Below are 25,156 nucleotides of genomic sequence, written 5' to 3'. Positions count from 1 at the left end.
GAGCGTATTTTGGCTTCCTCTCGCCGCCCGGGCCTCGCTACGACTGACCCATGATCTTCAAACAACGGGTCGCAAGACCTTCCCTTCGCCCTTTCCTGGCGCGTCCATACCCGCGCCTTGCGCATCGCGTGGCTGCGCTCGCTGCCCTCGTCGTGGGGGCAACAACATGCGCGGCGCAAGCCGAGACGCTGGTGGTGGCCGATCAGCGCGGCATGCAACGCGCCCTGCTTCAGGCGGCGCATGCTGACAAGGATCTCGGGTTTGACATCCGCTGGGTAGAATTCGATGCCGCGGCCCCGCTCCTTCAGGCGCTGGGTGCCGGGGCTGTCGATCTGGGCATTGCAGGTGACGGGCCCTATCTCTTCGCCTGGGCTGCGGGCATTCCGGCCCGCGCTGTCCTGCTTCTGCCGCCACGCGGCGGTGGGCATATGACCGCCATCATTGTGCCAGCCCAAAGCCCGGTGCACAGCCTCAGCAATCTGGCAGGGCGGAAAATCGCGACAGGGCGCGGCTCGATCGGTCACCTGCTGGCGCTCAGTCTTTTCGACAGCGCATCAGGAAAGCACCCTGATTATGTCTTTCTGCCACCGTCACAGGCCAAGTCGGCGCTCGACTCCGGTGCAGTCGACGCCTGGGCAACCTGGGAGCCCTATGTGACGCTCGCCGCCGCCCAAACCGGCGCGCGCGTCGTGGCTGACGGTCAGAATGTCATGCCCAATAATGGCTTCATGGTCGCAAGCACGCGGGCGATAACTGACAAGCATCCGCAGATTGCGGTTTTCCTTAAGCGCATCACGCAGGCCTATGGTTGGGGGCGCGCCCACCCGCAGGAATTCGCTGCGCTGCTTTCACATCAAACTGGTCTGCCCCCCGATGTCGCCAATAAAGTGGCGCAGGAACAGATCACCGCGCCCGGGCCGATCACCAATGAAACGGTCAATGAAGAAGCCCGTGTGATCGCAACCTACCGCAAGGCGCAACTTGTCAACCCGTCGCGAAAGCTGGACGACGCTTTTGACCGCAGCTTTGTCCCGTGAACGAGGGCGGGCTCCACCATCATCAGTCAGATATCCTTGTCATTGGCGGCGGATTATCGGGTTGCTGGGCCGCTCTGACGGCGGCACGTGCCGGTGCACGCGTGCTGCTGCTTGAGAAGGGGTATTGCGGCACCTCTGGCGTTGCCGCACCGGCGGGCCCCGGTCATTGGTGGGTTCCCCCTCTCCCCGGCGCTCGGGAAGAAGCAGTAAAAGCCCGCCTCGATAAAGCGCAAGGGCTCGGCGAAGCGACATGGATGCATCGCATCATGGCTCGCACATGGCAGACCCTGCCGGATATCGGCCGTCATTATCAGTACGAGCCCGATGACAGCGGTCGGATCCGGCTCAACGCCCTGAGAGGGCCGGAATATCTCAGGGCGCTTCGTACATATTGCCTCGCTGCGGGTGTCCAGATCCTCGATCACTCCCCGGTTTTCGGTCTCTTGCGTGACAAGGCGGGGCGCGTTGCAGGGGCTTACGGCGTCCATTTCCAAGGGGCGCTCGGGCCTTACCGCGCACAAGCTGGTGCTGTCATTCTCGCAACAGGAGGCTGCGCCTTTCAGTCTCGCCTGCTTGGCGCGGCGAATAATACGGGCGATGGGCATCTGATGGCCGCGCAAGCTGGCGCGCAGTTTTCAGGAATGGAGTTTTCATCCATTTTCAGCATCGTGCCCCATAACACCACCATGTCGCGCGCCATGATCTACAGCTTTGCGCGCTATCTCGACAATGCAGGGCAGGAAATTGCACCGGATGCAGAAGGCCAGAGCTTTCTTGGCGTGGCACGGGCGCTCGCTCAAGGCAGGGTTCTTTGCGATCTTTCGGCGGCTCCAGAGACGGTCCGCGCTCAACTGCCTCTTATCTCACCCAACGTCATGCTGCCCTTTCGTCGTCAGGGGATAGACCCCTTCCAGGAGCGTTTTCCGATCGATCTCGTTGGCGAAGGGACAATCAGGGGCGTGGGCGGTATCAGGTTAAAAGGCGAAAACTGGCAGACAGGGGTGCCGGGGCTCTATGCAACAGGTGATGTTGCCTCGCGTGAAAGTGTGACCGGTCCGATCAGTGGCGGTGGGGCCGTCAATGCCGCCTGGGCGCTCAGTTCGGGTTGCCTCGCTGCAGAGGCTGCTCTGGCAGAAGGACACGTCAGCACCGGAGAGCTGGAACCCTTCACCGATAATGAGGCATGCTCCAACGGACAAAACGGGTCTGACTCACGAGAGAAAACCATACGCAAGCAGATCCAGGCAGTGATGCTCGATGCCCCCACCCAGCTTTCCCGCAATGCGGGGAATTTGAGAGCCGCGAGAAATGCACTCGAGAATTGCCATGACAGTCTGACCTATTCGGCGCCTGGAGGCTCCTGGCGGCAGCGGCAACAGCGACGCGAGACGCAGGCCCTTCTCGCCGTGGCGCGATGGTGCACAGCGAGTGCTCTGGAGCGTACCGAGACGCTCGGCATGCACCGCCGTGAAGATGCGATTACCAAAGCGTCGGATGTTCCCGCCTATCATGTCATCAGTAGTGGGCTGGAGCACGTGCAGTCCCGGAGGGAGGCAGTTCACGCATGATCGAGCTCATTCTTGAGGCACAATGCACAGCTTGCGGCGAGTGCGTAACGATCTGTCCGAGCAATGTTTTTGATGGCGGTCCTGGCGGTGTGCCGGTGCTCGCACGTCAACAGGACTGCCAGACCTGCTTTCTATGCGAGCTTTACTGTGAGACGGATGCACTTTTCGTGCACCCCGACGCCACTGCCACACATGACCTTACCGCTATTGACGTCGCAACGGGTGATTACCGGCGTGATTCCGGTTGGGGGAGCTGGGCAGAAGACGCGCAGTATCGCAACGAACACTGGCGAATGGGAGATGTGTTTGCGCTGGCCCGCTCGCGCACTTGAACAATGTTCATGTATTGATTGAATAGTAATCGTTCCTGATTACAGCGCCGGTGGGGGATAGTTCGTTATCGGAAAATAGATAGCGGAACGCCTATGTCTGTCGAATTTATCGGCTATGTCTCTGCTCGAGAGCAGAGCGAAATCATTTCTCCCCAAGGTCCAGATGTCGATCCGGCCTATATCGAGACCACGGCACGGCTCCATGAGCGTGCGGGGTTTGACCGGGCGCTCGTTGCCTTTCATTCCAGCGCACCAGACAGCTTGCTGATTGCGCAGCATGCGGCCTCAGTGACCAAAAGACTAAGTCTGCTTATCGCCCACCGTCCAGGCTTCACGGCCCCTACTCTTGCCGCCCGACAGCTCGCGACACTTGATCATCTGAGTTGTGGTCGTGTTGCTGTGCATATCATCACAGGTGGCAACGATCGGGAACTCAAGGCAGACGGTGACCATCTGTCGAAGGCGGAACGTTACGCCCGTACGGATGAATATCTGACCCTTCTCAGAAGTGAATGGACGTCAACCGTGCCATTCACAGTCAAGGGTCGCTATTACAATATCGAGGACGCCTTTTCGGAAGTACGCCCCTTTAACGCTGAAACGATCCCTATCTACTTCGGCGGCGCATCCGAAGAGGCCATTACGGTGGCAGGGCGCCACGCCGACGCCTATGCGCTCTGGGGAGAGTCTTTGGCCGGGGCGAGAGAGCTCGTTGATCGTGTAACCGCCAGTGCAGCGAGGCACGGGCGCAAGCCCCGTTTTTCAATCTCCTTCAGGCCCATCATTGGTGCGACGGAACAGCAGGCTTGGGAGCGCGCGCATGATATCGAAGCGCAAATCATCGCACGCCAGAAGCTTACGCTTGAGGGCTCGCAAAGTGGGCTCGATACTGCCGGAACCGCGATTACTGGCGATGACCTACCCGGCAATGCCGGATCCCGCCGCCTCCAGGCTTTATCCTCGCAGGGTGATCGCCATGATTCCCGTCTCTGGACCGGGGTGGCCAGGCTCACGGGCGGACGATGGAACTCGACGTCCCTCGTGGGCACCGCCGAACAAGTCGTGGAGTCTCTGCTTGCCTATTATCGCCTCGGCATCGGGACCTTCCTGATACGGGGTTTCGATCCACTGGCAGATGCAGAAATTTACGGCAAGGAATTGATACCGCTTGTCAGGGAGCGCGTCTCAAAAGAAGAGGCGTCACTGTCTCATGGCTAAACGCTCTGTCTACACAGCATCCTCGCTTCATACACGCATGGCTCTGTCTGCCATTGGCCTCGCGCTCTGCTCCACAGCCCTTGCCCATGCGGCTACTCCCGCCGGAAAAAGCAAGGAAAAGACCGGGGCGCATAACGGCCCCCTACACAGAACGAACCGCCCCGCAGGGGCCGGTCGCCAGACGCGAGGAAAGGCCCCTGCGCTTTCCGCACAATCGCCCGAGACCGTGACAGTACACGCCAACGCGCGCGCACCCAGACTGGCGGGAAAAGTTTCACTCGGCATCCTGGGGACCCGGTCAGAACTCGATACACCCTTTTCAATCGCCTCTGCTTCTGCTGCCCAGATACAGAAACTGCAAGCTGCGGATATCAATGATGTGTTCCGTTACGAGCCGGGAATACAGGAGAATTCCAATGGAGGGTCGACAGCTTCTGGGTCGAGTTTTCGCGTTCGCGGACTGAATCTCGACTGGACCAATGGCTACAAGATTGATGGATTGGCAATTCCTTACTGGTATATTGATATACCGCTCGCCAATATTGACCGGCTACAACTGGTCAAAGGTGCCTCAGCCTTCATGTATGGGTTCGGCTCGCCAGGCGGCGTGCTGGATTACCAACTCAAGGCCCCGGTCGAAGATCGTCAGATCGCCGCAGAGGCAGGATACAGGTCTGATGCTGTATTCAGACAAATGCTTGATATTGGCGGATCGTTGGACCATGCCCATCGCGTAGAAACACGTTTCTCTTTCGGCAGCGAAGTGGGCGACCAGTACAATCAGAGCTTTGTGCGCAATCTTTCTCTCTCATTCACGACGCGCGTCAGACTTTCTGACAGTCTGCACTGGCATTTTGAGAGTTTTTACATGAACACCTTGCAAAAAGGCATGGTAAACGGTGTTGCAGTCTCCAATACATTGACATCGCTTGAGACAATCAGCGGTCGAGCCCCTTTTGGTGCTGCCAATTCGTGGAAAACGAACGACCTCAAAAGATTTAGTACAGGATTTGACTGGGATATCGCCCAAGACTGGAGGGCCTCGGTAGTCTACGGATACACCCATCTCGATGAGCGTTTTCCGTCAAATCAGGTGACGTTTACCAGCCCCACTGGCGATTATTACAATCAGAGCTTTCAGCAGACACGGGTTCTCACCTACCATCAGGTGAATGCCGGACTGAACGGACATTTCATGACCGGACCCTTGCGTCATGACGTCAGTTTTGGTCTCACATGGTTGCGACAGATCTTTGACGCTGATGCCGCCTCTGGCACGGGAACGGTCAAGGAATATGGCAATATCCATATCGACCGGCCGACCCTGACCAACGCCACCGCCTATGATCCGAAGCTCTATCGCTATGTCGATTATATGCAGCTTGCACCCTACTGGACCGACACGATCAGCTGGCATCGCTGGTCGCTGATGGCGGGCGGGCGTTATACCGACTATCACGAGAACGATTTCCTGCCCTCAGGCAGTATCAGCGCTGCACACCGCAATAACCCGGTGACACCAATCGTTTCTCTGTCATACAAGCCCGATGCCGGGGTAAATCTCTATTTCAGCTATGTTGAGTCGATGCAAAGCGGCGGTCAGGCAGGCACGACCAATGTCAATTACATGCAGGTATTCGGGCCGATCCGCAGCCAGGAATACGAACTGGGACTGAAACTTCAGAGGAAACGCTGGAGCGGTACCCTGGCGGTTTACCGGCTTGATACGGGCGCTGCGTACACCAATGCGCAGAACTATTACGTGCAGGATGGTCTGTCGCGCTATCAGGGTGTCGAAGCATCAGCGGGCTGGCAGGTGACACGCGACCTGACCATCGGCGGAAGCCTGACTTATCTCGACGCACGCTATGTAAAAGCGGCTGCGGGGTATAAAGGGCACAGGCTTGAGGCCGTCGCACCGTTCCAGGCAGCCTTCAGCGCGGATTATGCTACCCCTTTCATCAGAAATTTCGTTTTCAGCGTCGGGTTCAATTACGTATCGTCAAGCTGGCTCGATGCTGCCAACACGTTCAGACTGCCCTCCTATATCGTCGGCAATGTCGGTGCGAGTTACTGGACCCACGTTGGGCGGCACAAGCTGACGCTGAGAGCGGGCACGCAGAACATCGGGAATGTGCAATACTGGGTGAGTCGCGGCAATCGCGGCCTCTTCCCGGGCGCGCCACGCACCGCGACGCTGAGCGCTCGTCTTGATTTCTGAGGGCACCGACCCTGTTCACGGCGCGCCAACGCCATAGGCTGTAAAAGAAGAGAATGCACTCTGATTTTGTTCCCTTCCCTGCGATCATCTGACGGCAGGGAAGGAAAAAAGAGAGCGAACAAGAAGCGCCGTCGCGGCGCAGCCTGAACTAGCCGGCCTGCACCGACTGCAGCGCGTCATAGGCCGCGATCTTCTCCCGGACGACTGGCAAAAGGTCACGCCCATAGATTTCCGCATCGCCGAGGGGGTCAAACCCTCGAATGAGGAAATGATCGACGCCCAGACGATAATATTCGAGCATGGCTTCAGCTACCTGCTCAGGCGTACCGACCAACCCGGTAGAATTGCCAGCCGCCCCCGTCAATTGGGCGACGCCAGTCCAGAGCCTTTCATCCTGACGCAGAGCAGAAGCCGTTTCCAGAAGACGGCGCGAGCCATCATTGGGCGGCGCATGATCGCGGATCGGCAGGCCTTGGCGAATGCGGGCCTCGCGCACACGCTCGACAATAGACGCGGCCTTGCGCCAGGCCTCTTCCTCGGTGGCGGCAATGACCGGCCTGAGCGACAGCGAGAACCCCGGCGAGCGTCCATAACGGGCTGCCGAGGCCCGCACACGCCTGATCGTCTCCCGGGTGGCAGACAGTGTTTCCCCCCAGGTAGCGTAAACATCGGCATGACGCCCGGCCACTTCGATGGCTTCGGGAGACGTTCCTCCAAAAAATACCGGTAGATGCTCTGGCTTTATGGCGCTCTGCGCCTTGCGTATCCGATAAAAACGTCCGTCATGATCGAAGGGCGCGTCAGCCTGCCATTCCTGACGAAGAACATCGAGATATTCATCACTGCGCGCATAACGTTCGGCTTTGGTCGTGCCGACATCGCCGTCACGGGCCATTTCCTCATCCGCGCCACCGGTGATGATATGAACGGCTATGCGCCCGTTGGAGAGTTGGTCAAGTGTCGAGAGTTGCCGCGCCGCCAGTGTAGGCTGCGTGAAGCCGGGGCGATGAGCCACGAGAAAACCAAGCCTTGTGGTAAGGGCGGCGCCATAAGCCGCTACAATCTGGCTCTCCGGCGTGTTGGAACCGAACGGGATGAGAACCCGATCAAATCCCCCTTCTTCCTGCACACGCAGGGCATTACGCACGTAATCGAGGTCGAGGGCACGGTTACGCGTGCCCTGATCAACCTCCGAACTGTTGTTGAACCCGATATACCCGATGAATTTGACCGACATGGATCCTGACTCCGCAAAAGCATGCGACGTCATCCGAGCGCCAATTCGGCACGAGGACAAACGAGTTCGGGTGTTGAGAGACTTCAGTTTTTCCAATGGGTACGCGTTCTGACCCGTGCTTGCTCATCAAAGACGGAATTCGACGGAACCGTAAATTGTGCGCGGATCGTTGAATGCCGCCGCATAATAGACCGGCACGCCTCCCCCCTGCACAAAACTGAGGGTTTGAGGGTAGCGATGGTCCAGAAGATTCCGGCCGTTGACTGTCACCGTCCATCGGTGGTTGGCGCTCGTCCAGGCGGCAATTGCGTTGACATAGGTCTGGGCTGGCAGGCGTGTCTGGGCGTTGGTCAATGCATCGGTGAAGAGGCTCGACTGATAGGAAATATCTGCCCCGACCCGCCAGGCACCGGGCAGACGAGGCACCGCGAAGCTGTAACTCGTGCCTGCATGCATTTGAAAACGGGGCGAATAGGGCAGCGGGCCACCCGCGCGCGGCGTGCCGTTGAGCGTCTGCCCATTAGCCAGGCGTGTTTGGCTGAAAGTACCGGCGAAGCTGTCGAGCTGGGCAAACAGCCAGGATGCCGTGCCGTTAATCTCCCAGCCTTTCGTGACCTGCGCTGTTGTCTCGAACTCAGCGCCGACAGAGTGACCCTTGCCCGCATTGTAGCGTCTCGTCAGGCCTGAGGCAGGGTCCAGAGTGGTCACCTGGATATTCTGGAAATCGTTATAGAAGATATCGGCATTCGCGGTCAGGATACCGGGTATCGGTCTCGTCTTCGCACCGATTTCATAGGTGGTCAGAATTTCGGGTTTGTAGGGCAAGAGGGCCTGCAACCTGCCGAGCGCGGTGGGCGTCTGTGCCCGATAGTCGAAGCCGCCGGATTTGCTCCCTTGGGATATAGAGACGTAGGGCATGAGCCGCGATGTCGCCTGCCAGGTCAACGCCCCCTTCGGCAGTAGCTGCGTCCAGCTGCGGGTCACACCGGCGCTCCAGGCCTGCTGGCCCGGTGTGGCGGAATAGAGTGTCTGCAGATTATTGGCGACGCCTTGCGTATAGGGAGACGCTGCAACGAGATAGGAAAGCTGCTCGGAGTTCGAGTGGTTTTCCCAGTTGAAGCGCAGCCCGGCCGTGGCCGTCAGCGTCGGGGTAAGGCGATAATGCGCCTCGCCGTAAACCGCCCAGTTGCGTGTAAGCTGATCGATCACGGCATAAACAGGCTGATATCGTATCAGCGCCGGATTATTGGTCTGTGTCCCAGCGGCGTTATTGGCCCGACGTTGCGTAAACCAGTCTTCGTAAAAGAAAAATGCGCCTGTGGTGAAGGAAAAGCGGCCATAATCGCCCTTGAGATGCACATCCTGCGAGTAGGCGCGGTCACGATAGGACAGAAGCTGCGAAGCACGGATATAGGTGTCACCGAAATTATCGTAATCTCCCTTCATGTCATAGCCGCGTATGCCGGTGGTGCCATGCAGCGTCAGATGGGAGTCGAGGATGTAATTGATGTTCCCTGTAAATCCGGCCTCGTTGTAATTGTTTTTCGGATAGATGCGCGAATACAGACCGTAGCGATAGGGATTCAGCAGGTTGCCATAACCGCGATTGGTGCTGTTATCGATCGTGCCATCGAAAGCCAGGGTGATGTCGAGCTGTTCATTGGGCGTAAATCGTAACTTGCCACGTCCCTGACTGTAATCGATATTATTCTCGCCACGATTGAGCGTGTAATTGTGGTCGATGCTGCCACGACCATGATGGTTCAGCGCGATACTGGCATAAATCTTGTCCTTGAGCAGCGCACCGCTGGCAGCCACGCTCAGGCGATATTCATTATAAGAACCATAGCCCGCAAGCGCCGAAACATGGGTGCGGTTGGTTGGCACTTCCGTCGTGATACGCACGGCGCCCCCTTCGGCCTGATGGCCTTCCGTAAAACCAACCGGACCACGGCTGATGGCAATAGCCTCGATATCGAGCAATTCCTGCATCGTGCCGAGTGTGCGTGGCAGATAGACGCCGTCGATATAGGTCCCGACCGATGGCTCACCCTGAGGGTCCAGTTCTCCGATGCCGCGAATGAAGTAATTCGTAGCCGAATAACCGACTGAGGCACGCGGCTGGTAGAGATTGGGGGTCAGATTGCTGATCTGGCGCATATCGGTCACGCCCAGCGCGCGAAGCCTGTCACCTGTCAGAACGGAAATGGATTGCGCCGTCTTCTGCGCCTGATCGACCAGATGATCGGCACGTGACGGCGCGCTTACAACCAGCGTTTCACTTCCCGCAGGTAGGTAACTTCCCTGCTGCCGGGGTTTTACCGCAGCGGGTTTCCTGAGCGCTGTATCCGTCTTCCTGCGGGTCTGGTGCTTGTCATTGAATGACGGCAGGCCAGCCTGACTGCCGGACTGGGTTCGCGTCGCTCCGTGAGCCGTGGCCACAAGGCTGCAGACAAGTGCCGCAGAAGTGCTCGTGCAGAGCAGCAGACGAAACAGGTCTGTCTGTCCTTTCCGCGCAGAAGCAGGGGCGACGTGTCGTGCAAGCGGGGTCATCGAGGCTCTCCGAAATGATAGGCCTCGTATTTATTGTGCAACGATTGTATATTTCAACAAACAACAACATTCAATAGTGAAATATGACCCATGACTGTTCCTCATTTTGTTTTCCGGGGAGCGGTCCATAGAAAAGACCCGATACAGAGGTCCGGCCCAGAGGAAGAAAAACAGATGACGGTTTCCGCCCCCCTGCTCGAAACGCTCGCGTCGGCTTTTGCCCGTCGCGCAGCCACTCATGATCAGTCGGGAGAAATCTGCACTGCCAATCTGGCCGATCTGCGCGAGGCAGGGCTTCTGGCCCTGACAGTTCGACCCGAATTTGGTGGAAAAGGCGCAGGGTTGCGTGATGTGACGCGTGTGATCTCGGCCATCGCGAAAGGAGACCCATCAACGGCTTTGATTCTCTCGATGCAATATCTGCAACATGCCGGTGCCGCATCGGCGCAATGGCCTGAAGCGACCCATCGGCTGATTTCTGAAGAAGCTGTCAGAACGGGGGCGCTCATCAATGCACTGCGTGTCGAGCCAGCGCTTGGAACCCCGGCGCGAGGCGGTATCCCTGCAACCGTCCTGCGCCGTCAGAACGGATCATGGGTGCTCACGGGCAGCAAGATCTATTCGACCGGCTCAACCGCGCTGCGCTGGGGAATTGTCTGGGCAGCCACCGACGAGGCCCATCCCCGTGTCGGCCATGTTCTGGTTCCGCTCGACCAGGATGGCGTCTCGATTGAGCCGAGCTGGAACCATCTCGGCATGCGCGCCACCGGCAGCCATACGATCTCCTTCACGAATGTGTCGGTGCCTGATGAGCATCTGCTTGAGCTACGCGCGCCCGACGACTGGAAAGGCCATGGAGACGATCTGGCCGCCTGGCATGGCGTGGTGATTGCCGCCCTTTATGACGGCGTGGCGAGAGCCGCTGTCGAGTGGTTTCACGGTTTCCTGCGCGATCGCACACCTGCCAATCTTGGCCAGAGTCTCGCCACGCTGCCGCGCTTTCATGAAATCGCGGGAGAAATCGAGGCCCTTCTGCTCAGTAACGAGGCCCTGATCGCCCATCAGATCGCCCGTCAGGAGCGGCGCGAAGCGACCGCGACAGAGGCCAATCTCACCAAACATATCGTGACCGAAAATGCGATCAGGGCCGTGGAGCGCTGTATCGCCGCCATCGGCAACCCCGCCCTCACGAGGGATAACCCGCTCGAGCGCCATTACCGCAATGTTCTGTGTGCCCGTATCCATACACCCCAGGCCGATATCGCTCTCTCTGCCGCCGGTCGTGCGGCCCTGCAACAGGACAGACCCGTATGAAACTCTCCAGAAGAGCCCTGCTGGCCAGCATTCCCGCCGCGACACTCCTGCCACAGCGCAGCTTTGCCGACGATCTGTCGCAGGTAACACTGCGCGTTGCGACGTTTCGTGGCGCCGATCAGACGCTCCTGCGAACGACGGGGCTTGATGACTTCCCATACAAGGTCGTTTTCAGCGAATTCAATTCCGGCAATCTGATCGCCCGGGCGATAGATGCCGATGCGATCGATCTTGGTGCCTGGAGTGAGATCCCGATGGTGTTCGCGGCGTCAAGCGGTGCGCGTGTCGCAGTGGCAGCAACGCTCGAAGGGCCAACCACCAATCAGGCGGTTCTGGTTCCGACCAGATCACCGCTCAAAAGCTTCAGCGATCTGCGCGGCAAGCGCGTGGGCTACATCCGCTCGACCACCACGCAGTATTTTCTGCTCAAGATGCTGGCACGGCATAATATGACGCTGGCCGATATCACTCCTGTCGCCCTCGGCATGAGCGAGGGTCTGACGGCGTTGAAATCCGGCAGTCTCGACGCCTGGGCCACCTATGGCTATGCCATCGAAATTCTTGAGGCAGATAACAGCGCCCGTATCCTTGAAAGCGCAGAGGATATCCTGTCTGGCCATTACTTCATCGGCATCAATCCGCAGCATCTTGGCGATACAGGTTTCAAGACCGCCTCGGCCGATTACATCAATCGCCTAGGCAAGGCGTATTCGCAGCTCAATGCCGACAAACCCCGCTGGGCGCGCGCCGTCGCACCAGACGTGCATGTTCCCGAACCGCTCGTCCTCTCCTATCTCAATCACATGAACCGCGCCTATCACACGCGGCCATGGAAGCCATCTGATATCGCCACAGCATCAGAGGTCGCCCATACCCTCGGCGGCGCTGGCGCCCTGCCCCCCAACCCGAACCTCGCCTCGGTATTCACGCCAGCCTTGAGCTCCCTCCTGAACGGCTGACAGGCGATGAAGCGGTGATGCCAGGTCAACTGAAACCGGTTATCCGAAGCCCACGGAAAGGTTGTTGGCAAGCTAAAAGCAGTTGCATCGCTCGATTTGGCTGAAACCCTGATCTGGAGGGTGTGACGGGTCATGGCGATAGTGCTGCCAGCCGGTAAAGAGAAGAAACTCACGATAACGGAGAAGATAGAAGCGAAGCGTTGACACCCACCGGATGAGCAGAATTTCTGCATGATACGCTCGTGTCTCTGCGAGGGCCGACGGCTGCCTTCGGCATGATTGTTCAGGCCCTTGCGCCGGAGATAACGTGCGAAAAGACCAATCTGCCGTCAGGCCTTTTCGTGACACTTCGGCCTGTCGGTGATCATGCGGCCTACCCACAGATCTTTCCGCTTTCTAAAGCTGATCAGCAGGCGTGTCACGGCTCGAATACTCCGGCGGGTCGGCACGTTACCGTTAAAAACATACCTCTTCTGATCCTTCATAGAGCAGCCTCCGTTATGTTTAGCCAAGTGGCTCGCAACAGTTTTTACCACATAAAGGAGAAAGAGTAGTACATCTCGCATTGATCAAAACCCAGTGGATTTGGCATTGCCAGAACACTAGGTCTTAGGGCTTATGGAAAACATTATCGCGGGCCAGGGTTGTCCAAAAATAAAAAAACACAAAGACTTTGACACAATCAGAGGATGATCAATGCATAAGCCACCATGGCAGTATATCGGAGAGAATATAGCGGCATTTCCGATACATGATCTTTTTTATTGCGATTATTTCGACGAAGAATCGGGTGATAAATCCATAGGCCTCCCTGCGGCTGGCATTTCGATGAATCTTGATAAAGAGAACACTATACAATCTGTCTTTCTCTACGCGGAATATGCAGAAACTGATTATGGTCGGTATGGCGGAACATTGCCTTTTGACCTGCGTTTTGAAATGTCCAGAAATGATGTGAGAACGCTCCTGGGGGAGCCGGATTTCTCGAGGGGACCGTGTTATAACGAGTTTCTGAAAAGAACGAGCAACCCACTGGACCGATACTATAGAGATGAAAAATCTTATGCATTCGAGTACCTTCCAACTCTAAGTTCAATAAATATTATCTGTATATTCAGGAAGATTATTGATTAATATACACTTTTACAAATATTTCTATTTTCCTTTCGATGCTATTGATTGTTTTCATGTAAAGTTTTTATTTATATTACAGTATTGTTTTGTAATTCTGAAATTATTATCAGTCAATTGCAAGGGGCACCTGCTTGTCCTTATCCACCGGACCAAGGATTCGACCTATCAGAGCACCCCGGCCGCTCTTCGCACCTCAATACTCTTCACAGTTCTCTATCGAACTGCACCAACCGACATAACATCACCGATCGACGAGAAGGAATAGCCAGTCCGACATGGATCGCACTGGCGTCAGTCTGTCAAGGTCTATCGCGATCGGGTCAGATTGGACCCAAAACACGGAAATTATGTGTTCCATCGCGCTCAAGCTGCGCGATAAGACCGAACTCCCAGTCGAGATAGGCCTGCATCGCCGCAGCGCCGTTATCTGTTCCCTCATAAGGGCGCTTATAGACATCGTCGGTTGATGTCAGAGCGCGTGCTTCATCAAGTCCCGCCTCAAGGGCAAAGCCCTTGGCACGCCAGGCCTCCGTACCGCCCTGCAACACACGCACATCGATCCCTAGCGCAGCAAGTTCGGGCGCGGTGAGCGCGGCCAGACGACCATCAGGAGAGGTCAGGACAATTCGCCCGATTTCCCGTGCCTTGAGCTGTGTTGCAAGCTCCGCCCGTGTCCCGAACACCGCGCCTGGGATATGCCCTTTCCGATAGATTGGGGTCGTCGCCAGATCGACGAGAAAAGATTTTTCCGCCTCATTGGCATAGGATTGCGGCGAAACGACGCGGATACTGGGAGACGAAGCGCCCGGCCAGACATCCTTAGCACCAGTATTGGTCGCCAGCTCGAGATCTCCCCATTCGGCCAGCACATAGACCTCGTTCCATCCGAGTTGACGCAGCCAGTGTCCGGCCATGCGCGCCCTTACGCCGTCATCATCGCTCAACACGATCGTGCCGTGACGCACGGCAATCCACTCATCCGTCGCCTGTATGAGCTGACCACCCGGCGCAGAGGCAAAACCCTGAAGATGCCCCGCCGCATATTCTTCCGGCAAACGCACATCCAGACGATAAAGCGTGCGCGTTCTGTCCGCCTGCAACGCAAGAAATTCTGCTGGCGTGAGCGTTCTGACACCGGTCGCTTCAGCCAGTTCTTCAGCCCGCTTCCGGGCCAGAGCCACATGATCTGCGCTTGGCGGGGCGCCCGCTTCATGCTGGCCGCGCGCAACGTCGAACCCGGCGAGAGTCCAGCCGATCGTTCCATTACGCAAGGCAAAGACGGGGTTCGGCAGGGCCGCATTGACGAGCGATTGCGCGCCTATGATCGACCGTGTGCGCCCGGCACAATTGACCACGATGGTGGTGTCAGGAGACGGCGCATTATCGCGTGCCCTGTAGGCAAGATCTCCGCCTGGAACGCTGCGTCCGCCGGGAATGGACATGACTTCATATTCGCTGAAACGCCGCGCATCGAGAATTACGATATTCTCGCCCTCTGCGATGCGCTTCTCCAGCTCTTCTGCAGGAAGTGAGGGCGTCTGACGTTCATGCTCGACGAGCTCGCCAAAAGCCTTGGACGGCACGTTCACGTCAATGAAGATCTCGCCGCCACTCTCACGCCAGCCAGCGAGGCCGCCTTCAAGCGACGCAACATTGCCATAGCCCAGCGCCGCAAGAAGCGGCAGAGCCCGGGCGACATAGCCTTCTCCGTCGTCATAGACCACGATCGGCGCATCGCCCCTCGGTACGAGGCGATTGATATCAAGATCGAGCCTGCCGAGTGGAATACTGACCGCAAAAAGCGGATGAGCGCGTGAAAACGGCCCCTCTTCACGCAGATCGATCAGCGCGATTTCGCGCCCCTCGCGCAAGGATGCCCGCACAAGCTCGGACGATATGGTTCTTGTCATTTCGTTAGATCCCATAGATTGGGCACAACATCGGACGAGTAGCCGGAGATGAAGATTTTCTCCTGCCCGGTCTCGATGTCATAGGTGGCGCGCGCGACAGCGCCGATATTGGCACCGTAAACATGGATGGAGAGCGAGGTCTCATCAGCAAGCGCGTTGGAGACGCGATGATAATCGCGCTCGCCTGGGCGCAGGAGTCCGACATGGCCGGGCTCGAGGATCTCTTCCGCTTCCAGCACGAAACCTGCCCCGGTGCGGGTGTAGCTTTCCTCGCGCTCACGACCACGGAGAATGCCGATCAGACCCCAGACACGATGGTCGTGCAAGGGCGTGGTCTGACCCGGCCCCCAGACGAAACTCACCACCGAAAACCGACCGTAGGGATCAGCGTGGAGCAGATACTGGCTATAGCGTTCGGGGTCAGGACGGGCGAACTGCTCCGGCAACCAGCGATCATGCGCGATCAGACTGCGCAGAAGCACTGCCCCCTGGTCGAGAATACGCTCCTGTCCCTCATTGCGATCAATGAGGGCCGTGAACGCTTCCACAAATTCCCGCAAAGGGGTGATGCTTGCCATGGAAGTGCTCAATCCAGAAGTTCGGGCTCTGCCGCCGTGATCCAGTCCCAAAGAGGCTGGAAGGAATAGTATCCACCCTGATGCGTACCAACCTGGCTCGCGGTCAGACGGGCGATATCGGGAGCGATAGGTCGCGTTTCCCCCGCCGCCTGAGCGAGCAGTTGTGTCTGGGCGGCATTATCCATGGCGAGAAACCACCATGCGGCTGCTTCGACAGTTGGTCCGACAGTCAAAAGGCCGTGGTTTTGTAAAATGAGCGCCTTTCGCTGGCCGAGAGTGCGCGCCAGACGATCGCCCTCATCATCATTCAGAACGACGCCGGAAAACGGGTCGAAAACCGCGTGATCTTCATAAAAGGCGCAGGCATCCTGTGTCAGTGGGGCAATTTCGATCCCGAGGGTGGAAAATGCCTTGCCATAGGTCGAGTGGGTATGTGCGGCAGCGATCACATCAGGCCGTTCGCGGTGAATGGCCGAGTGAATGGTAAAGCCCGCCTGATTGATCGGTTTGTCTCCGATCAGGATATTCCCTTCACGATCGACCAGCTGAAGGTCCGAAACCTTGATCTGCGAGAAATGAACCGCAAGCGGATTAATCCAGAACCGATCCGGAAACTCGGGATCACGCGCCGTCACATGCCCGGCCAGCCCCTGATCGAAACCATATCGGCCAAATAGCCGGAACGTCGCTGCAAGCCGTTGCTTGCGGTGCAGCCGCTCCTCCTCAAAGCTCTGTGGCTCAGGGCGAGGCCTGAGCCGGATAACGCGGGCAGGTGCTGTCTTTTCGGGTGCGAGAACACTCATAGTCAGGACTTTCAGATTAGACGCGTAACGGATCTGCGATTTTCGACGGGCTCTCGATACGGTTCACAAGAGACTCGCCGACGAGAAAATTTCGGATATTTCCGGCAATCAGGGCTGCGAGCCGTTCACGCCCCTGCCCTCCAGACCAGGCAATATGCGGTGTGAGACGGATAGCGGGATGGCTGTAGAAAGCATGTCCGGCCGGGAGTGGCTCGGGTTCGGTCACATCCAGTGTTGCCAGACGCACGATTCCGCTCGACAGCGCCTCGATAAGGGCTTCCTGATCAATCAGCCCCCCTCTGGCGACATTGATCAGATGGAGGCCAGGCTTTGCATGGGACAAGGCGCGCCGGTCAACGCAATGCCGCGTTTCGTCATCGAGCGGCAGGGCCAGCACCACGATGTCGCTAGCAGCAAGCAGATCGGGCAGACTGTCCACCGAGGCGATACCGGGCAATTCAGCCTGACGTGACTTTCGGCAGACACGCAATTCCAGGCCGAAGGCTTCCGCACGCCTTGCGACGGCACCCCCTATGGCGCCGAACCCGGCCAGCCCCAATGTTTTCCCATCGAGCGTGCCGAGCGGTTTGAGTGCATCCGCAGACGCGTAGTCCTCGGGTCCATGGGCATGGCGCGAAGAGAGATTTTTCACGTCATCAAGGATTGCTGCCAGAACATAATCGGCAATCGCTTCGGCCGTCACACCGCGACCCGTCGTGACTTCTGGAACATCGAAAAGCCAGGCAGGAAAGCCGTCGACCCCTGATGAGGCGATCTGGACCCATTCTAGATTGAATGGCCATCCTTCGGGTGGCGTAGCGGGCGCCTGACGCCATGCAGATGACGGGCCTGTCACGAGAATGGTCGCATCACCCACCTGCCAGGGCGCTTCCTCCCGAGACGCTGAACGGAACACTGCTTGAGGAAGGAGGCCGACGGCATCGGTCAGATCGAGGCCGATCTGGTTGAGAACCCGTATCGTCCTCGCCTCAAGGGCCTCTCCTGGCGAAACACGTTCCAGAACCTGGCTCATCTCACGCGGCCTTGCTGGCGGAAATCTGTGCCGTCTGGGCCTCTTCACGGGCGATCAACGCCTTGACGCGCGGTATGAGATCGCTGCCGTAAGAAAGCGCATCGGGCAGAGGATCAAAGCCGCGTATCAGGAACGTGGAAATGCCCAGACGGTGGTAATCGAGCAGCGCATCAGCCACTTGATCTGGTGTGCCCACAAGCGATGTTGAGTTCCCCTTCGCCCCTGTCAGGGCCGCGATGCCAGTCCACAGGCGCTTGTCGGCGCGATGGTTGTTGCCTGCTGCGGCCAGAAGACGGCGCGAACCCTCTGCATGAATATGCGCCTCTCTGCCGAAGCCTGTTCTGCTCAGCAGAGCCTGCGCTCGCGCCAGAATACCCTCGGCCTTGGCCCAGGCGCCGTCTTCGGTCTCGGCTAGTATGGGCCTGAGAGAGAGCGAAAACCTTGGGGAGCGGCCATAGGGTACCGCTGCCGCCCTGACCCTTGCAACGGTCTCGGCAACCTGGGCATAGCTTTCTCCCCAAAGCGCATAGACGTCAGCGTGCTTTCCCGCCACTTCTATGGCCTCGGGAGAAGAGCCGCCGAAATAGACCGGTATTCCCGCGGGATTTCGGGGCCTTATCTGGGAGCGGCCGCCGGCAACACGATAAAAGCGGCCGTCATAATCGAACGGCTCTTCCGAGCCCCATTCGAGACGTATGATGTCGAGATATTCGCGGGTACGCGCGTAGCGTTCCGATTTTGTTGTAAAATCGCCATCTGCCTGAAATTCGATATCGCTTGCCCCGGTAATGATATGGGGGGCGACACGCCCATTCGAGAGATGGTCGAGCGTCGCGAACTGACGCGCCGCAAGAGTGGGAGCAATAAAGCCTGGCCTGTGGGCGATCAGCAAGCCAAGCTTTGGCGCGATAGCCTGGGCATGGGCCGCTACCGTGAAGCTGTCGGGCGAGTCCGAATGCAGCGCGAAAAGCGCACGATCAAAACCAGCGCTTTCGTGGATCTTGGCTGCGGTCTCGACATAAAGCGGGTCGAAACTTGCGCCGGCGGGCGCGATGGTTTCCGACGCGTTGCGATTGCCGACAAAGCCTATGAACTCGACAGCCATCCTGCTTCTCCCATTTACCAAATCTGTGTCGTGGTAATCCTATTTCACATTGAGTTTTCCGATCATTCAACGCAACAATATTAAATAGACAGTTTTATATCGTTAAACGAGGCTCCATGTCAGAAGCTCCCTCCCCACCCCCGCAGCGTCAGCCAAGACGCATGGCGACCAATATGCCGACAGAACTCGTCCGGTCTTTCGTGGCGATCGTCGATGCCGGCTCCATGGCACAGGCGACGGAAGCGATTTTTCTGACCCAGTCAGCGCTCAGCCTTCAGATGAAACGTCTGGAAGACCTGCTGCAGCAGAAACTCTTTCGTCGCGATGGTCGGGCTCTGACACTGACAGCCGCAGGAGAGGATCTTCTCGTCAGGGCGCGACAGTTTCTCGCCTTGAACGATCAGATCGTTCAATCAATGGGTCAGGGCTTTGACCCGGAGCCGATCCATCTCGGCATGACCCAGGACTACGCCGACACCATCCTCCCTGGGACTCTCGCGCGATTTCACCATGCTCATCCGCGAGCCCGGCTGCGTCTGCATGTCGGAGGCACCATGGATCTGCTCGATCTGTATGACCGCAGCAAGCTCGATATCGTGCTTGGCTTCGGTCGCCATGCTGAACGTGGCGATGCTGAACTGGTCGAGGTCGCCCAGACCCGCATGATCTGGCTCGGCAATCAGACGCATGCGGATTCCGGCGAAGTGCCTCTGGTCCTGCTCGAACCGCCCTGCCAGTTCCGTAACGCTGTTCTCACCACGTTGCAGAATGCAGGCCGTGAGCACCGCATCCTGCTCGAGACGCCCCATCTTCCCGGCCTAAGAGCAGCCCTGAAGAGCGGGCTCGGTGCCAGTGCCCGGACAACCGGCTATGCTGCGGCTGCGGGGTTGCCGGTCATGGCCTCCGGCAGCCTGCCCAACCTGCCGGACCTTCCGACAATATTGTTCAAGCGGCGAGGTATCTCGGAAGCAGCCGATGACCTTGCCGAATTGCTGGTGCAGGAAACCCGGGATAATCAGGAATGAAGGTCTCATGAGAAACGTCAAACTGGAGGTTGAGCGAAACTCTGTTGGGATTTCGCAAAGCCTCTGACACCGTAGGGGGGAATATCAGCCATCTCAGGAGCATGATCTCATGGGCGATTTCCCCGCAGCCCTCAATGCAAAAGACCGGAAGACCCCCTCTCTGTCAGAACGGTTCGAGGCCCTCGAACGCGAGCGGGAACGATCCTGGCCCGCAGAGGCTCTGGCGATTAATCGCAACCAACGCGCGCTTCTTGTTCGCGAGCATGATCTTTCATCAGGACCTGGCGTTGGGGATCGGTTTCCTGACGCCTTGCTTACCAGGCTGGACGGCACGCGACTGACCTATCCTCAGGCGGATGATAAGCCATCAGTCCTGGTATTTTTCCGTTTTGCCGGATGCCCGGCCTGTAATATCGCCTTGCCGTATTACCGCGATCATCTGTTTCCGGAACTCAGGCGCCTCGACGTTGAGCTGATCGCTATATCCCCCCAGCCGCCCCAGCTTCTCCGCGCGATCAGCGAGGCGCATCAATTGCCATTTGCCGTCGTGACGGATGAAGGCCTCGAGCTGTCGCGCAAGCTCGGCATCACTTACGAATACGACGAACCATCCCGTCAGGCCGCAATCGAAAAAGGCATCGACCCTCGAAGCCTCAACGGAACGGACAAGTGGGAACTCCCCAAACCCGCGATATACGTATTGGACCATAAAAAACAGATCGTCTTCCGCGACGTGTCCCCTGACTGGATGCAGCGAACGGATGTCGGAAGAATTGTGGAGGCTCTGTAAAATAACTGACGTGGAGAATACTCAGAACGGGTGATAAGAAGTTTCATAGCATTTCTTTAAAATCCGTTTGATTAACGCGTGCCTGCAACGGCCCTGTGTAATCAGGCTCAGGCCTCAATGATCAGATGGCAGAGATCTGATCTAGGCTTTACGAGAAGGCTGAGAAGGAGCGACCAATTTTCTCTAACGGGCAATCGGCTGAAGCGCATTCCACCGTTCGTTCCCGAGTACCACGGCAAACTACGTGTTGATGGCCTTCGCGTGCCGGGAGACATCCTTTTTTTTGTAAACCGCAATAGTGTTCGCTGGCGTGATGTGCCCCGGGAAAACGGGCTGCGCGAGGCGCTTTACAGACGCTGAAAGCGTGAGGACAACATGGGTGTTTTCACGCGAATGATGGTTGGCCTACCTGTTGCGAAATCTGAACTTCGGACCATCATGGTGAACACACTTTGCAACAAGGCATTCCATACGGCTCCAAGCCTGAGGTAAAAGAGGGAATACAGAGCATCTGATCGGTTGCATCGAAGGCGGGATAGACATCACCTGGCATGCAGACAACGACCAGAACGGACGACCGCAGAGCTTCTTTTTGACAACCGAACAGGCTAGAGATTTCGCTGGCGCCTCTGTCCTGCTGGACAGCCTTCCTATAGCATAGTGAACGCTGGCAGACAGGGGTTATGACGCTGCCTCCTTCAGGGATGCCTTGGAGGAGAGAGAGATCACTTCCCCACCAATTCTATGACAGAAATGCCGCGGAAAACCGATAAGGTATGACCGGCGGGAATACAAAAAGTGTAACCGTTTAGAGATCATGTTCGGGAGGCTCAAGGACTGGCGGCAGGTTGCAGCACATGATGACAGATGACCGACCGTTTCCTTCACAGTCTTCCATCTCGCTGCAACGGTTATGCTCTGGCTATGAGTATTAATCCCGCGGGGTAGACACAACTCATGTGCGCGGTCGTTTTTTAATGAAGTATTCTATTATTTCGGAGCATACATTATCTGCAGCTTTCCCTCGGTCGCGCTCGTCGATTGTGTAAATAATACTCTCCAATTTATTTTCCATCTTACTCAAAAATTTAGTAATGAATCTATTTTCAAAAGAGTATATGATATCCTCCGTTAATCTTATTTTTGATTGCAAAAATATTAAGTCAATACCTCCGTCTATATGAGATCGACACACATCCCTTAGGCTGGCAATTTCTCTATCAAATTCATTCATCGATTTCCCCAATAACGCTCATTCTGAGTTTACTAGCCTTCTAAGAAAACTTTTTCACATTGCCTGACAAAATCAGAAGACAGCACCATATTGCCCGTGCTGTCGATTATCGCACCCGCCGATTTCAGATCGCCCCCAAGGGCCGCCAGAACCGCATTGCCACCCGCACTGATGGAGCTCGTGTAATTCTGCGTCTGGCTGAACGCGCTGCTGACATTGGCGCCCTTCACCGCCGTGGCCTGACGCACTGTCCCGGCCCCAAGCGTCAGGCTGTTGCCCGCCAGCATCGACAAATCACCACCCGAACTCAGGCGACCGCCATTGAAGGTAATGTCATTGCTGGCCGAGAGCAACGCCGCATCGCTCGCCGCAATCGTGCCGCCGCTCAGCGCGACATTGCCCGGCGCCAGATAAAGCTTCGGCGCCAGCACCGTCGCACCATTCACCTGCGCCGGCACATACCAGACGATGTTCTGCGTCAGGGACGCCTTCTGTTCATCGCTCAGCGCCTGACCGAAAGTCAACCCAAGGCGCTGCGCCTGATCCGCTCGGTTCGTGACCAGTGCCTGCATCTGAGAGGATGCGTTGACAAACGTGCCGCCGAGAAAGGTCTGGCCCGTCGCAGACACAATCTGCTGCTGCACATATTGCTGGTCAAAATAGGAATTACCCAGGAACGTATAATCCGACGGTGTCTTGCCCAGACGATCCACAAGATATTGCAAGCCGTGATATCTGTTTGCGTGTCGTTTTTAAATTCGATCTGCTTCTTCAGAAGTGCGCTCTACGAAAATTTTCATGCAACTCTCTTGCTTCGGCTCATATACATCTACTCAAAGCAAGACGCGCCGCTACGCCTATCTCTTCCGCGCTGCTATCGGCGGGAATAACTACGTTATCCTCTTCAGAAATCCCATCTAAAGACCACGACTCCAATTTATCATGGAACCATGGTCTTATTTTTATATCTTTAGCGCTCTTTACCACATCACAATTTTTCATATTTTTGAACATGGCTTTTTTTGTCTTATAGCCAAATTTCTCCATAGTCTCCGTCACCCACTTTTTATAACGCTCCTCCGTCAGGATATAATTATGGAGGGGTGCATCGTATTCAACGTCAGGGTGGACTACGACATCATTGCGAGGCGCTGGAACCACAAACCTGCTGGCGCCAAGGGCAGGCAATATTGCCAATCCAAAATCTATATTATTTACTTCTGGAGAAAGATAAATATTTTCTCCGGAATGATCATACTGAAATATTCTATATCCATAGTGCGTTTTTACATTTATGAATTTCTCGGTCATTTTTATATTTGCCCAATACCGTCTATCAACAATGCTCATTTTAGTTTCCATAATTTGAGGTTAATTCCTATTTCAGTAGCATAGTCGTGCGCTCGATTAAGCGGTAATGTCACGTTAAGTCTGGAATAGTAAAGGCTGACGATGAGAGTGTCGTCTTCGAGCAACAAACGGCACCGATTTCCGAGAAAGTTGATTGCGCATGCGGTTTGGCTCTATTTCGGTTTCTCACGGAACTTTTGTCTCGTTGAAGAAATGTTGCTCGAGCGGGCGTTGTCGCCTGGTATAAAATGATCCGTCGGTGGAACCTGGAGTTCGGTACGGCTTATGCCCACTGCCTGCGACGCAAGAAGGCCTGACCTGGCGATATCCCGCGTCTGAACAAGGTACGATTATGATCCGTGGCCAATTTCACAGGCTGTGGGTGCCCGTGGATCACGAGGGGTATGTTCTCGATGAAATCCTGCTGACCCGTAGGAACATCAAAGCAGCAAGACGTCTGCTGATACAGCTTTCGAGACAGCAGAGCTTGCGCCCCAGCCGCATGAGCACTGAGAAGGCGAGAAGTTGAAATCCTACCAAGCAGCCAGACGAAAAATGCGCCTCTCGCTTTCGCATAAGGGTCTGAAAATGGGTCAGAAAACAGCCATTTAAACCTGCAAAAACATGAGCGGTTCATGCAGAATTTTCCTTAACCAGACGGGTGTCAACGCTTCGTCTCTGTCTTTTCGGCAATTCGTAATCTCTTAGTCCCCTCCGCCTTCATCACCACCGCTTTTTCGCTGCACATTCATCGTATCAGAGCTTTCGCTCGACGGAGTAGCGCGACCGCTCTCAGCATCTGCATATCCCTCTCGTGGGCTTCAGTCCACCTCCTCAAGTTAACGTGACAGTACCTGTTCTGACTAAGAACCGCCAGCCTGAGCATTAAAACTATCTTTTACATATCTTATTGATTTCGTTTTCTATTTTCTTTCCAGAAAAAGTAATATTGTCTCCATTATATTTAACAACAAGGGTTTTTTCTGATAAGATTTTTACAGGCCTTTTGCTTGACCAAGTCCCATCTTTTTTCTTGTAAAAATCGCGACATTCAATTTGTCCCCAATTTCCGTTATCTTTCTGCGAATATAACTGAAAATTCATCGGTTTTGCATCTTCGGCAAAGGATCGTCCCACCAACATTTCCAATGTTGCAACCAACAGAATTTTTTTTCTCATGGCGGTTCCCGTTACCTATAAAATGGTAATTATAGCTTAATATTATGATATTCCGAGTAAATAATCAAAATTTCTATAACGCAGGATTCCGATTTCATCCTCCTTGCCATGATTCTAGGCTCAGGACCCATTTTCTTAGGCAGCGACCTGTTTCAGGCCCTGTGAGGAGACTGCAAATGAGTGACATGAACTGGCTGACTTACGAGCAAATGATCCTCTGCGGCCCTTTTTTCCCAAGAGCCACGGCAGGCACCGTGTTAGTGACCACAGCGTCCGGAGTGATCCGCGCTGACACGATGCTTCACGAGAGTATGTTCCACATAGAACCCTGAATTCCAGGACGAAGCCTCCACGGAAGGCCGTCAAGTACGACAGCCGCAAATACAAATGCCGCAACCGCATTGAGACCACGTTTGGCAGGGTTAAGAACTCGCGACGGAACGTAACACGCTACATCAGATACCTAACCCTTTCTTTCTCCGCCATATGCGTCGCCGCAATCGCCATGTTCTGGCCCTGAGCCTAGTTGCGCTCCTCGCAAATGTGACCGAGGCGTCATAAAAGTTTTTTCATATT

21 protein-coding genes and 2 pseudogenes are annotated in these 25,156 nt (G+C 56.2%); 13 read left to right on the top strand and 10 right to left on the bottom strand.

Annotation, left to right across the window (positions count from 1 at the left end; genetic code table 11):
- The first annotated feature begins 50 nt into the window (after window positions 1-50).
- The 5 genes from IEV53_RS08910 to IEV53_RS08890 all read left to right on the top strand — a co-directional run bounded on the left by IEV53_RS08910 (window position 51) and on the right by IEV53_RS08890 (window position 6,376).
- A complete protein-coding gene (locus IEV53_RS08910; RefSeq protein WP_188426436.1) occupies window positions 51-1,037 on the top strand; it encodes an aliphatic sulfonate ABC transporter substrate-binding protein in 987 nt (328 codons plus the stop codon).
- Window positions 1,034-2,605, top strand: coding sequence for an FAD-dependent oxidoreductase (locus IEV53_RS08905; RefSeq protein WP_188426435.1), 1,572 nt, complete (start codon window positions 1,034-1,036; stop codon window positions 2,603-2,605). The genes IEV53_RS08910 and IEV53_RS08905 overlap by 4 nt, the downstream gene beginning before the upstream one ends.
- Window positions 2,602-2,937: a 4Fe-4S dicluster domain-containing protein gene (locus IEV53_RS08900; protein WP_188426434.1), complete on the top strand. Its 336-nt coding sequence runs from the start codon at window positions 2,602-2,604 to the stop codon at window positions 2,935-2,937. Before IEV53_RS08905 ends, IEV53_RS08900 begins: the two co-directional genes overlap by 4 nt.
- 93 nt (window positions 2,938-3,030) lie before the next feature.
- The gene (locus IEV53_RS08895) at window positions 3,031-4,155 is read left to right on the top strand and encodes an LLM class flavin-dependent oxidoreductase (RefSeq protein WP_188426433.1); all 1,125 of its coding nucleotides are present in this window, start codon (window positions 3,031-3,033) and stop codon (window positions 4,153-4,155) included.
- Entirely contained in the window at window positions 4,148-6,376 is a 2,229-nt protein-coding gene (locus IEV53_RS08890) for a TonB-dependent siderophore receptor (RefSeq protein WP_229719786.1), read from the top strand. Before IEV53_RS08895 ends, IEV53_RS08890 begins: the two co-directional genes overlap by 8 nt.
- Window positions 6,377-6,524: 148 nt before the next feature.
- Here IEV53_RS08890 and IEV53_RS08885 read toward each other — a convergent pair whose 3' ends face one another.
- Together IEV53_RS08885 and IEV53_RS08880 are read right to left on the bottom strand one after the other, a co-directional pair.
- Complete coding sequence (locus tag IEV53_RS08885) at window positions 6,525-7,613, bottom strand: LLM class flavin-dependent oxidoreductase (protein ID WP_188426432.1); 1,089 nt, start codon at window positions 7,611-7,613, stop codon at window positions 6,525-6,527.
- A 126-nt stretch (window positions 7,614-7,739) separates the two neighbouring features.
- Complete coding sequence (locus tag IEV53_RS08880) at window positions 7,740-10,166, bottom strand: TonB-dependent receptor (RefSeq protein ID WP_188426431.1); 2,427 nt, start codon at window positions 10,164-10,166, stop codon at window positions 7,740-7,742.
- 174 nt (window positions 10,167-10,340) lie between these two features.
- Between IEV53_RS08880 and IEV53_RS08875 the strand changes: the two genes are divergently transcribed.
- The 3 genes from IEV53_RS08875 (at window position 10,341) to IEV53_RS08865 (ending at window position 13,573) form a co-directional block, all read left to right on the top strand.
- A complete protein-coding gene (locus IEV53_RS08875) occupies window positions 10,341-11,480 on the top strand; it encodes an acyl-CoA dehydrogenase family protein (protein ID WP_188426430.1) in 1,140 nt (379 codons plus the stop codon).
- On the top strand, window positions 11,477-12,439 hold the full coding sequence (locus IEV53_RS08870) for an ABC transporter substrate-binding protein (protein WP_188426429.1): 963 nt from the start codon (window positions 11,477-11,479) through the stop codon (window positions 12,437-12,439). The genes IEV53_RS08875 and IEV53_RS08870 overlap by 4 nt, the downstream gene beginning before the upstream one ends.
- A 696-nt stretch (window positions 12,440-13,135) precedes the next feature.
- Window positions 13,136-13,573, top strand: a complete 438-nt coding sequence (locus IEV53_RS08865) for a hypothetical protein (protein WP_188426428.1) — start codon at window positions 13,136-13,138, stop codon at window positions 13,571-13,573.
- Window positions 13,574-13,893: 320 nt separating this feature from the next.
- On the opposite strand, the gene IEV53_RS08860 is transcribed toward IEV53_RS08865, so the two are convergent.
- The 5 genes from IEV53_RS08860 to IEV53_RS08840 are packed head-to-tail and all read right to left on the bottom strand — an operon-like array spanning window position 13,894 to window position 19,002.
- Window positions 13,894-15,483, bottom strand: a complete 1,590-nt coding sequence (locus IEV53_RS08860) for a rhodanese-like domain-containing protein (protein WP_229719785.1) — start codon at window positions 15,481-15,483, stop codon at window positions 13,894-13,896.
- Window positions 15,480-16,061: a cysteine dioxygenase family protein gene (locus IEV53_RS08855; protein ID WP_188426426.1), complete on the bottom strand. Its 582-nt coding sequence runs from the start codon at window positions 16,059-16,061 to the stop codon at window positions 15,480-15,482. Before IEV53_RS08855 ends, IEV53_RS08860 begins: the two co-directional genes overlap by 4 nt.
- An 8-nt stretch (window positions 16,062-16,069) precedes the next feature.
- Window positions 16,070-16,864, bottom strand: coding sequence for a class II aldolase/adducin family protein (locus IEV53_RS08850; RefSeq protein ID WP_188426425.1), 795 nt, complete (start codon window positions 16,862-16,864; stop codon window positions 16,070-16,072).
- Window positions 16,865-16,880: 16 nt separating this feature from the next.
- Complete coding sequence (locus tag IEV53_RS08845) at window positions 16,881-17,897, bottom strand: NAD(P)-dependent oxidoreductase (protein WP_188426424.1); 1,017 nt, start codon at window positions 17,895-17,897, stop codon at window positions 16,881-16,883.
- A gap of 1 nt (window position 17,898) precedes the next feature.
- Window positions 17,899-19,002, bottom strand: coding sequence for an LLM class flavin-dependent oxidoreductase (locus IEV53_RS08840; protein WP_188426423.1), 1,104 nt, complete (start codon window positions 19,000-19,002; stop codon window positions 17,899-17,901).
- Between the two features lie 116 nt (window positions 19,003-19,118).
- Between IEV53_RS08840 and IEV53_RS08835 the strand changes: the two genes are divergently transcribed.
- The 3 genes and pseudogenes from IEV53_RS08835 to IEV53_RS08825 all read left to right on the top strand — a co-directional run bounded on the left by IEV53_RS08835 (window position 19,119) and on the right by IEV53_RS08825 (window position 21,688).
- Window positions 19,119-20,027 carry a LysR substrate-binding domain-containing protein gene (locus tag IEV53_RS08835; RefSeq protein ID WP_188426422.1) on the top strand — a complete coding sequence of 303 codons (909 nt, stop codon included), beginning with the start codon at window positions 19,119-19,121 and terminating at the stop codon, window positions 20,025-20,027.
- 109 nt (window positions 20,028-20,136) lie between these two features.
- A complete protein-coding gene (locus IEV53_RS08830; protein ID WP_188426421.1) occupies window positions 20,137-20,817 on the top strand; it encodes a peroxiredoxin-like family protein in 681 nt (226 codons plus the stop codon).
- 117 nt (window positions 20,818-20,934) lie between these two features.
- Window positions 20,935-21,688: pseudogene (locus IEV53_RS08825) on the top strand (IS5 family transposase).
- Window positions 21,689-22,083: 395 nt separating this feature from the next.
- Here IEV53_RS08825 and IEV53_RS08820 read toward each other — a convergent pair.
- The gene (locus IEV53_RS08820) at window positions 22,084-22,776 is read right to left on the bottom strand and encodes a hypothetical protein (RefSeq protein ID WP_188426420.1); all 693 of its coding nucleotides are present in this window, start codon (window positions 22,774-22,776) and stop codon (window positions 22,084-22,086) included.
- A gap of 94 nt (window positions 22,777-22,870) precedes the next feature.
- Window positions 22,871-23,401, bottom strand: coding sequence for a contact-dependent growth inhibition system immunity protein (locus IEV53_RS08815; protein WP_188426419.1), 531 nt, complete (start codon window positions 23,399-23,401; stop codon window positions 22,871-22,873).
- A gap of 352 nt (window positions 23,402-23,753) precedes the next feature.
- Here IEV53_RS08815 and IEV53_RS14960 point away from each other — a divergent pair, with 352 nt between their 5' ends.
- Entirely contained in the window at window positions 23,754-23,930 is a 177-nt protein-coding gene (locus tag IEV53_RS14960) for a DDE-type integrase/transposase/recombinase (RefSeq protein WP_371869854.1), read from the top strand.
- A gap of 362 nt (window positions 23,931-24,292) precedes the next feature.
- Here the strand turns inward: IEV53_RS14960 and IEV53_RS08805 are convergent, their stop codons facing one another.
- On the bottom strand, window positions 24,293-24,580 hold the full coding sequence (locus IEV53_RS08805; protein ID WP_188426418.1) for a hypothetical protein: 288 nt from the start codon (window positions 24,578-24,580) through the stop codon (window positions 24,293-24,295).
- A gap of 176 nt (window positions 24,581-24,756) precedes the next feature.
- On the opposite strand from IEV53_RS08805, the pseudogene IEV53_RS14955 reads away from it, so the two are divergent.
- Window positions 24,757-24,860, top strand: a pseudogene (locus IEV53_RS14955) (IS5/IS1182 family transposase); the annotation flags it as partial.
- Between the last annotated feature and the right edge of the window lie 296 nt (window positions 24,861-25,156).

The sequence above is a fragment of the Asaia siamensis genome (genome assembly GCF_014635085.1).
Classification (GTDB): domain Bacteria; phylum Pseudomonadota; class Alphaproteobacteria; order Acetobacterales; family Acetobacteraceae; genus Asaia; species Asaia siamensis.
Note: the sequence above shows the minus strand (reverse complement) of the source record. Positions and strands in the feature narration are given on the sequence as shown.

Excerpts from the sequence above, each read along its gene's own strand:
- IEV53_RS08910 (WP_188426436.1), top strand. The coding sequence starts at position 51 with ATGATCTTCAAACAACGGGTCGCAAGACCTTCCCTTCGCCCTTTCCTG.
- IEV53_RS08900 (WP_188426434.1), top strand. The coding sequence starts at position 2,602 with ATGATCGAGCTCATTCTTGAGGCACAATGCACAGCTTGCGGCGAGTGC.
- IEV53_RS08895 (WP_188426433.1), top strand. The coding sequence starts at position 3,031 with ATGTCTGTCGAATTTATCGGCTATGTCTCTGCTCGAGAGCAGAGCGAA.
- IEV53_RS08890 (WP_229719786.1), top strand. The coding sequence starts at position 4,148 with ATGGCTAAACGCTCTGTCTACACAGCATCCTCGCTTCATACACGCATG.
- IEV53_RS08885 (WP_188426432.1), bottom strand. The coding sequence starts at position 7,613 with ATGTCGGTCAAATTCATCGGGTATATCGGGTTCAACAACAGTTCGGAG.
- IEV53_RS08880 (WP_188426431.1), bottom strand. The coding sequence starts at position 10,166 with ATGACCCCGCTTGCACGACACGTCGCCCCTGCTTCTGCGCGGAAAGGA.
- IEV53_RS08875 (WP_188426430.1), top strand. The coding sequence starts at position 10,341 with ATGACGGTTTCCGCCCCCCTGCTCGAAACGCTCGCGTCGGCTTTTGCC.
- IEV53_RS08870 (WP_188426429.1), top strand. The coding sequence starts at position 11,477 with ATGAAACTCTCCAGAAGAGCCCTGCTGGCCAGCATTCCCGCCGCGACA.
- IEV53_RS08865 (WP_188426428.1), top strand. The coding sequence starts at position 13,136 with ATGCATAAGCCACCATGGCAGTATATCGGAGAGAATATAGCGGCATTT.
- IEV53_RS08860 (WP_229719785.1), bottom strand. The coding sequence starts at position 15,483 with ATGACAAGAACCATATCGTCCGAGCTTGTGCGGGCATCCTTGCGCGAG.
- IEV53_RS08855 (WP_188426426.1), bottom strand. The coding sequence starts at position 16,061 with ATGGCAAGCATCACCCCTTTGCGGGAATTTGTGGAAGCGTTCACGGCC.
- IEV53_RS08850 (WP_188426425.1), bottom strand. The coding sequence starts at position 16,864 with ATGAGTGTTCTCGCACCCGAAAAGACAGCACCTGCCCGCGTTATCCGG.
- IEV53_RS08845 (WP_188426424.1), bottom strand. The coding sequence starts at position 17,897 with ATGAGCCAGGTTCTGGAACGTGTTTCGCCAGGAGAGGCCCTTGAGGCG.
- IEV53_RS08840 (WP_188426423.1), bottom strand. The coding sequence starts at position 19,002 with ATGGCTGTCGAGTTCATAGGCTTTGTCGGCAATCGCAACGCGTCGGAA.
- IEV53_RS08835 (WP_188426422.1), top strand. The coding sequence starts at position 19,119 with ATGTCAGAAGCTCCCTCCCCACCCCCGCAGCGTCAGCCAAGACGCATG.
- IEV53_RS08830 (WP_188426421.1), top strand. The coding sequence starts at position 20,137 with ATGGGCGATTTCCCCGCAGCCCTCAATGCAAAAGACCGGAAGACCCCC.
- IEV53_RS08815 (WP_188426419.1), bottom strand. The coding sequence starts at position 23,401 with ATGAGCATTGTTGATAGACGGTATTGGGCAAATATAAAAATGACCGAG.
- IEV53_RS14960 (WP_371869854.1), top strand. The coding sequence starts at position 23,754 with ATGATCCGTGGCCAATTTCACAGGCTGTGGGTGCCCGTGGATCACGAG.
- IEV53_RS08805 (WP_188426418.1), bottom strand. The coding sequence starts at position 24,580 with ATGAGAAAAAAAATTCTGTTGGTTGCAACATTGGAAATGTTGGTGGGA.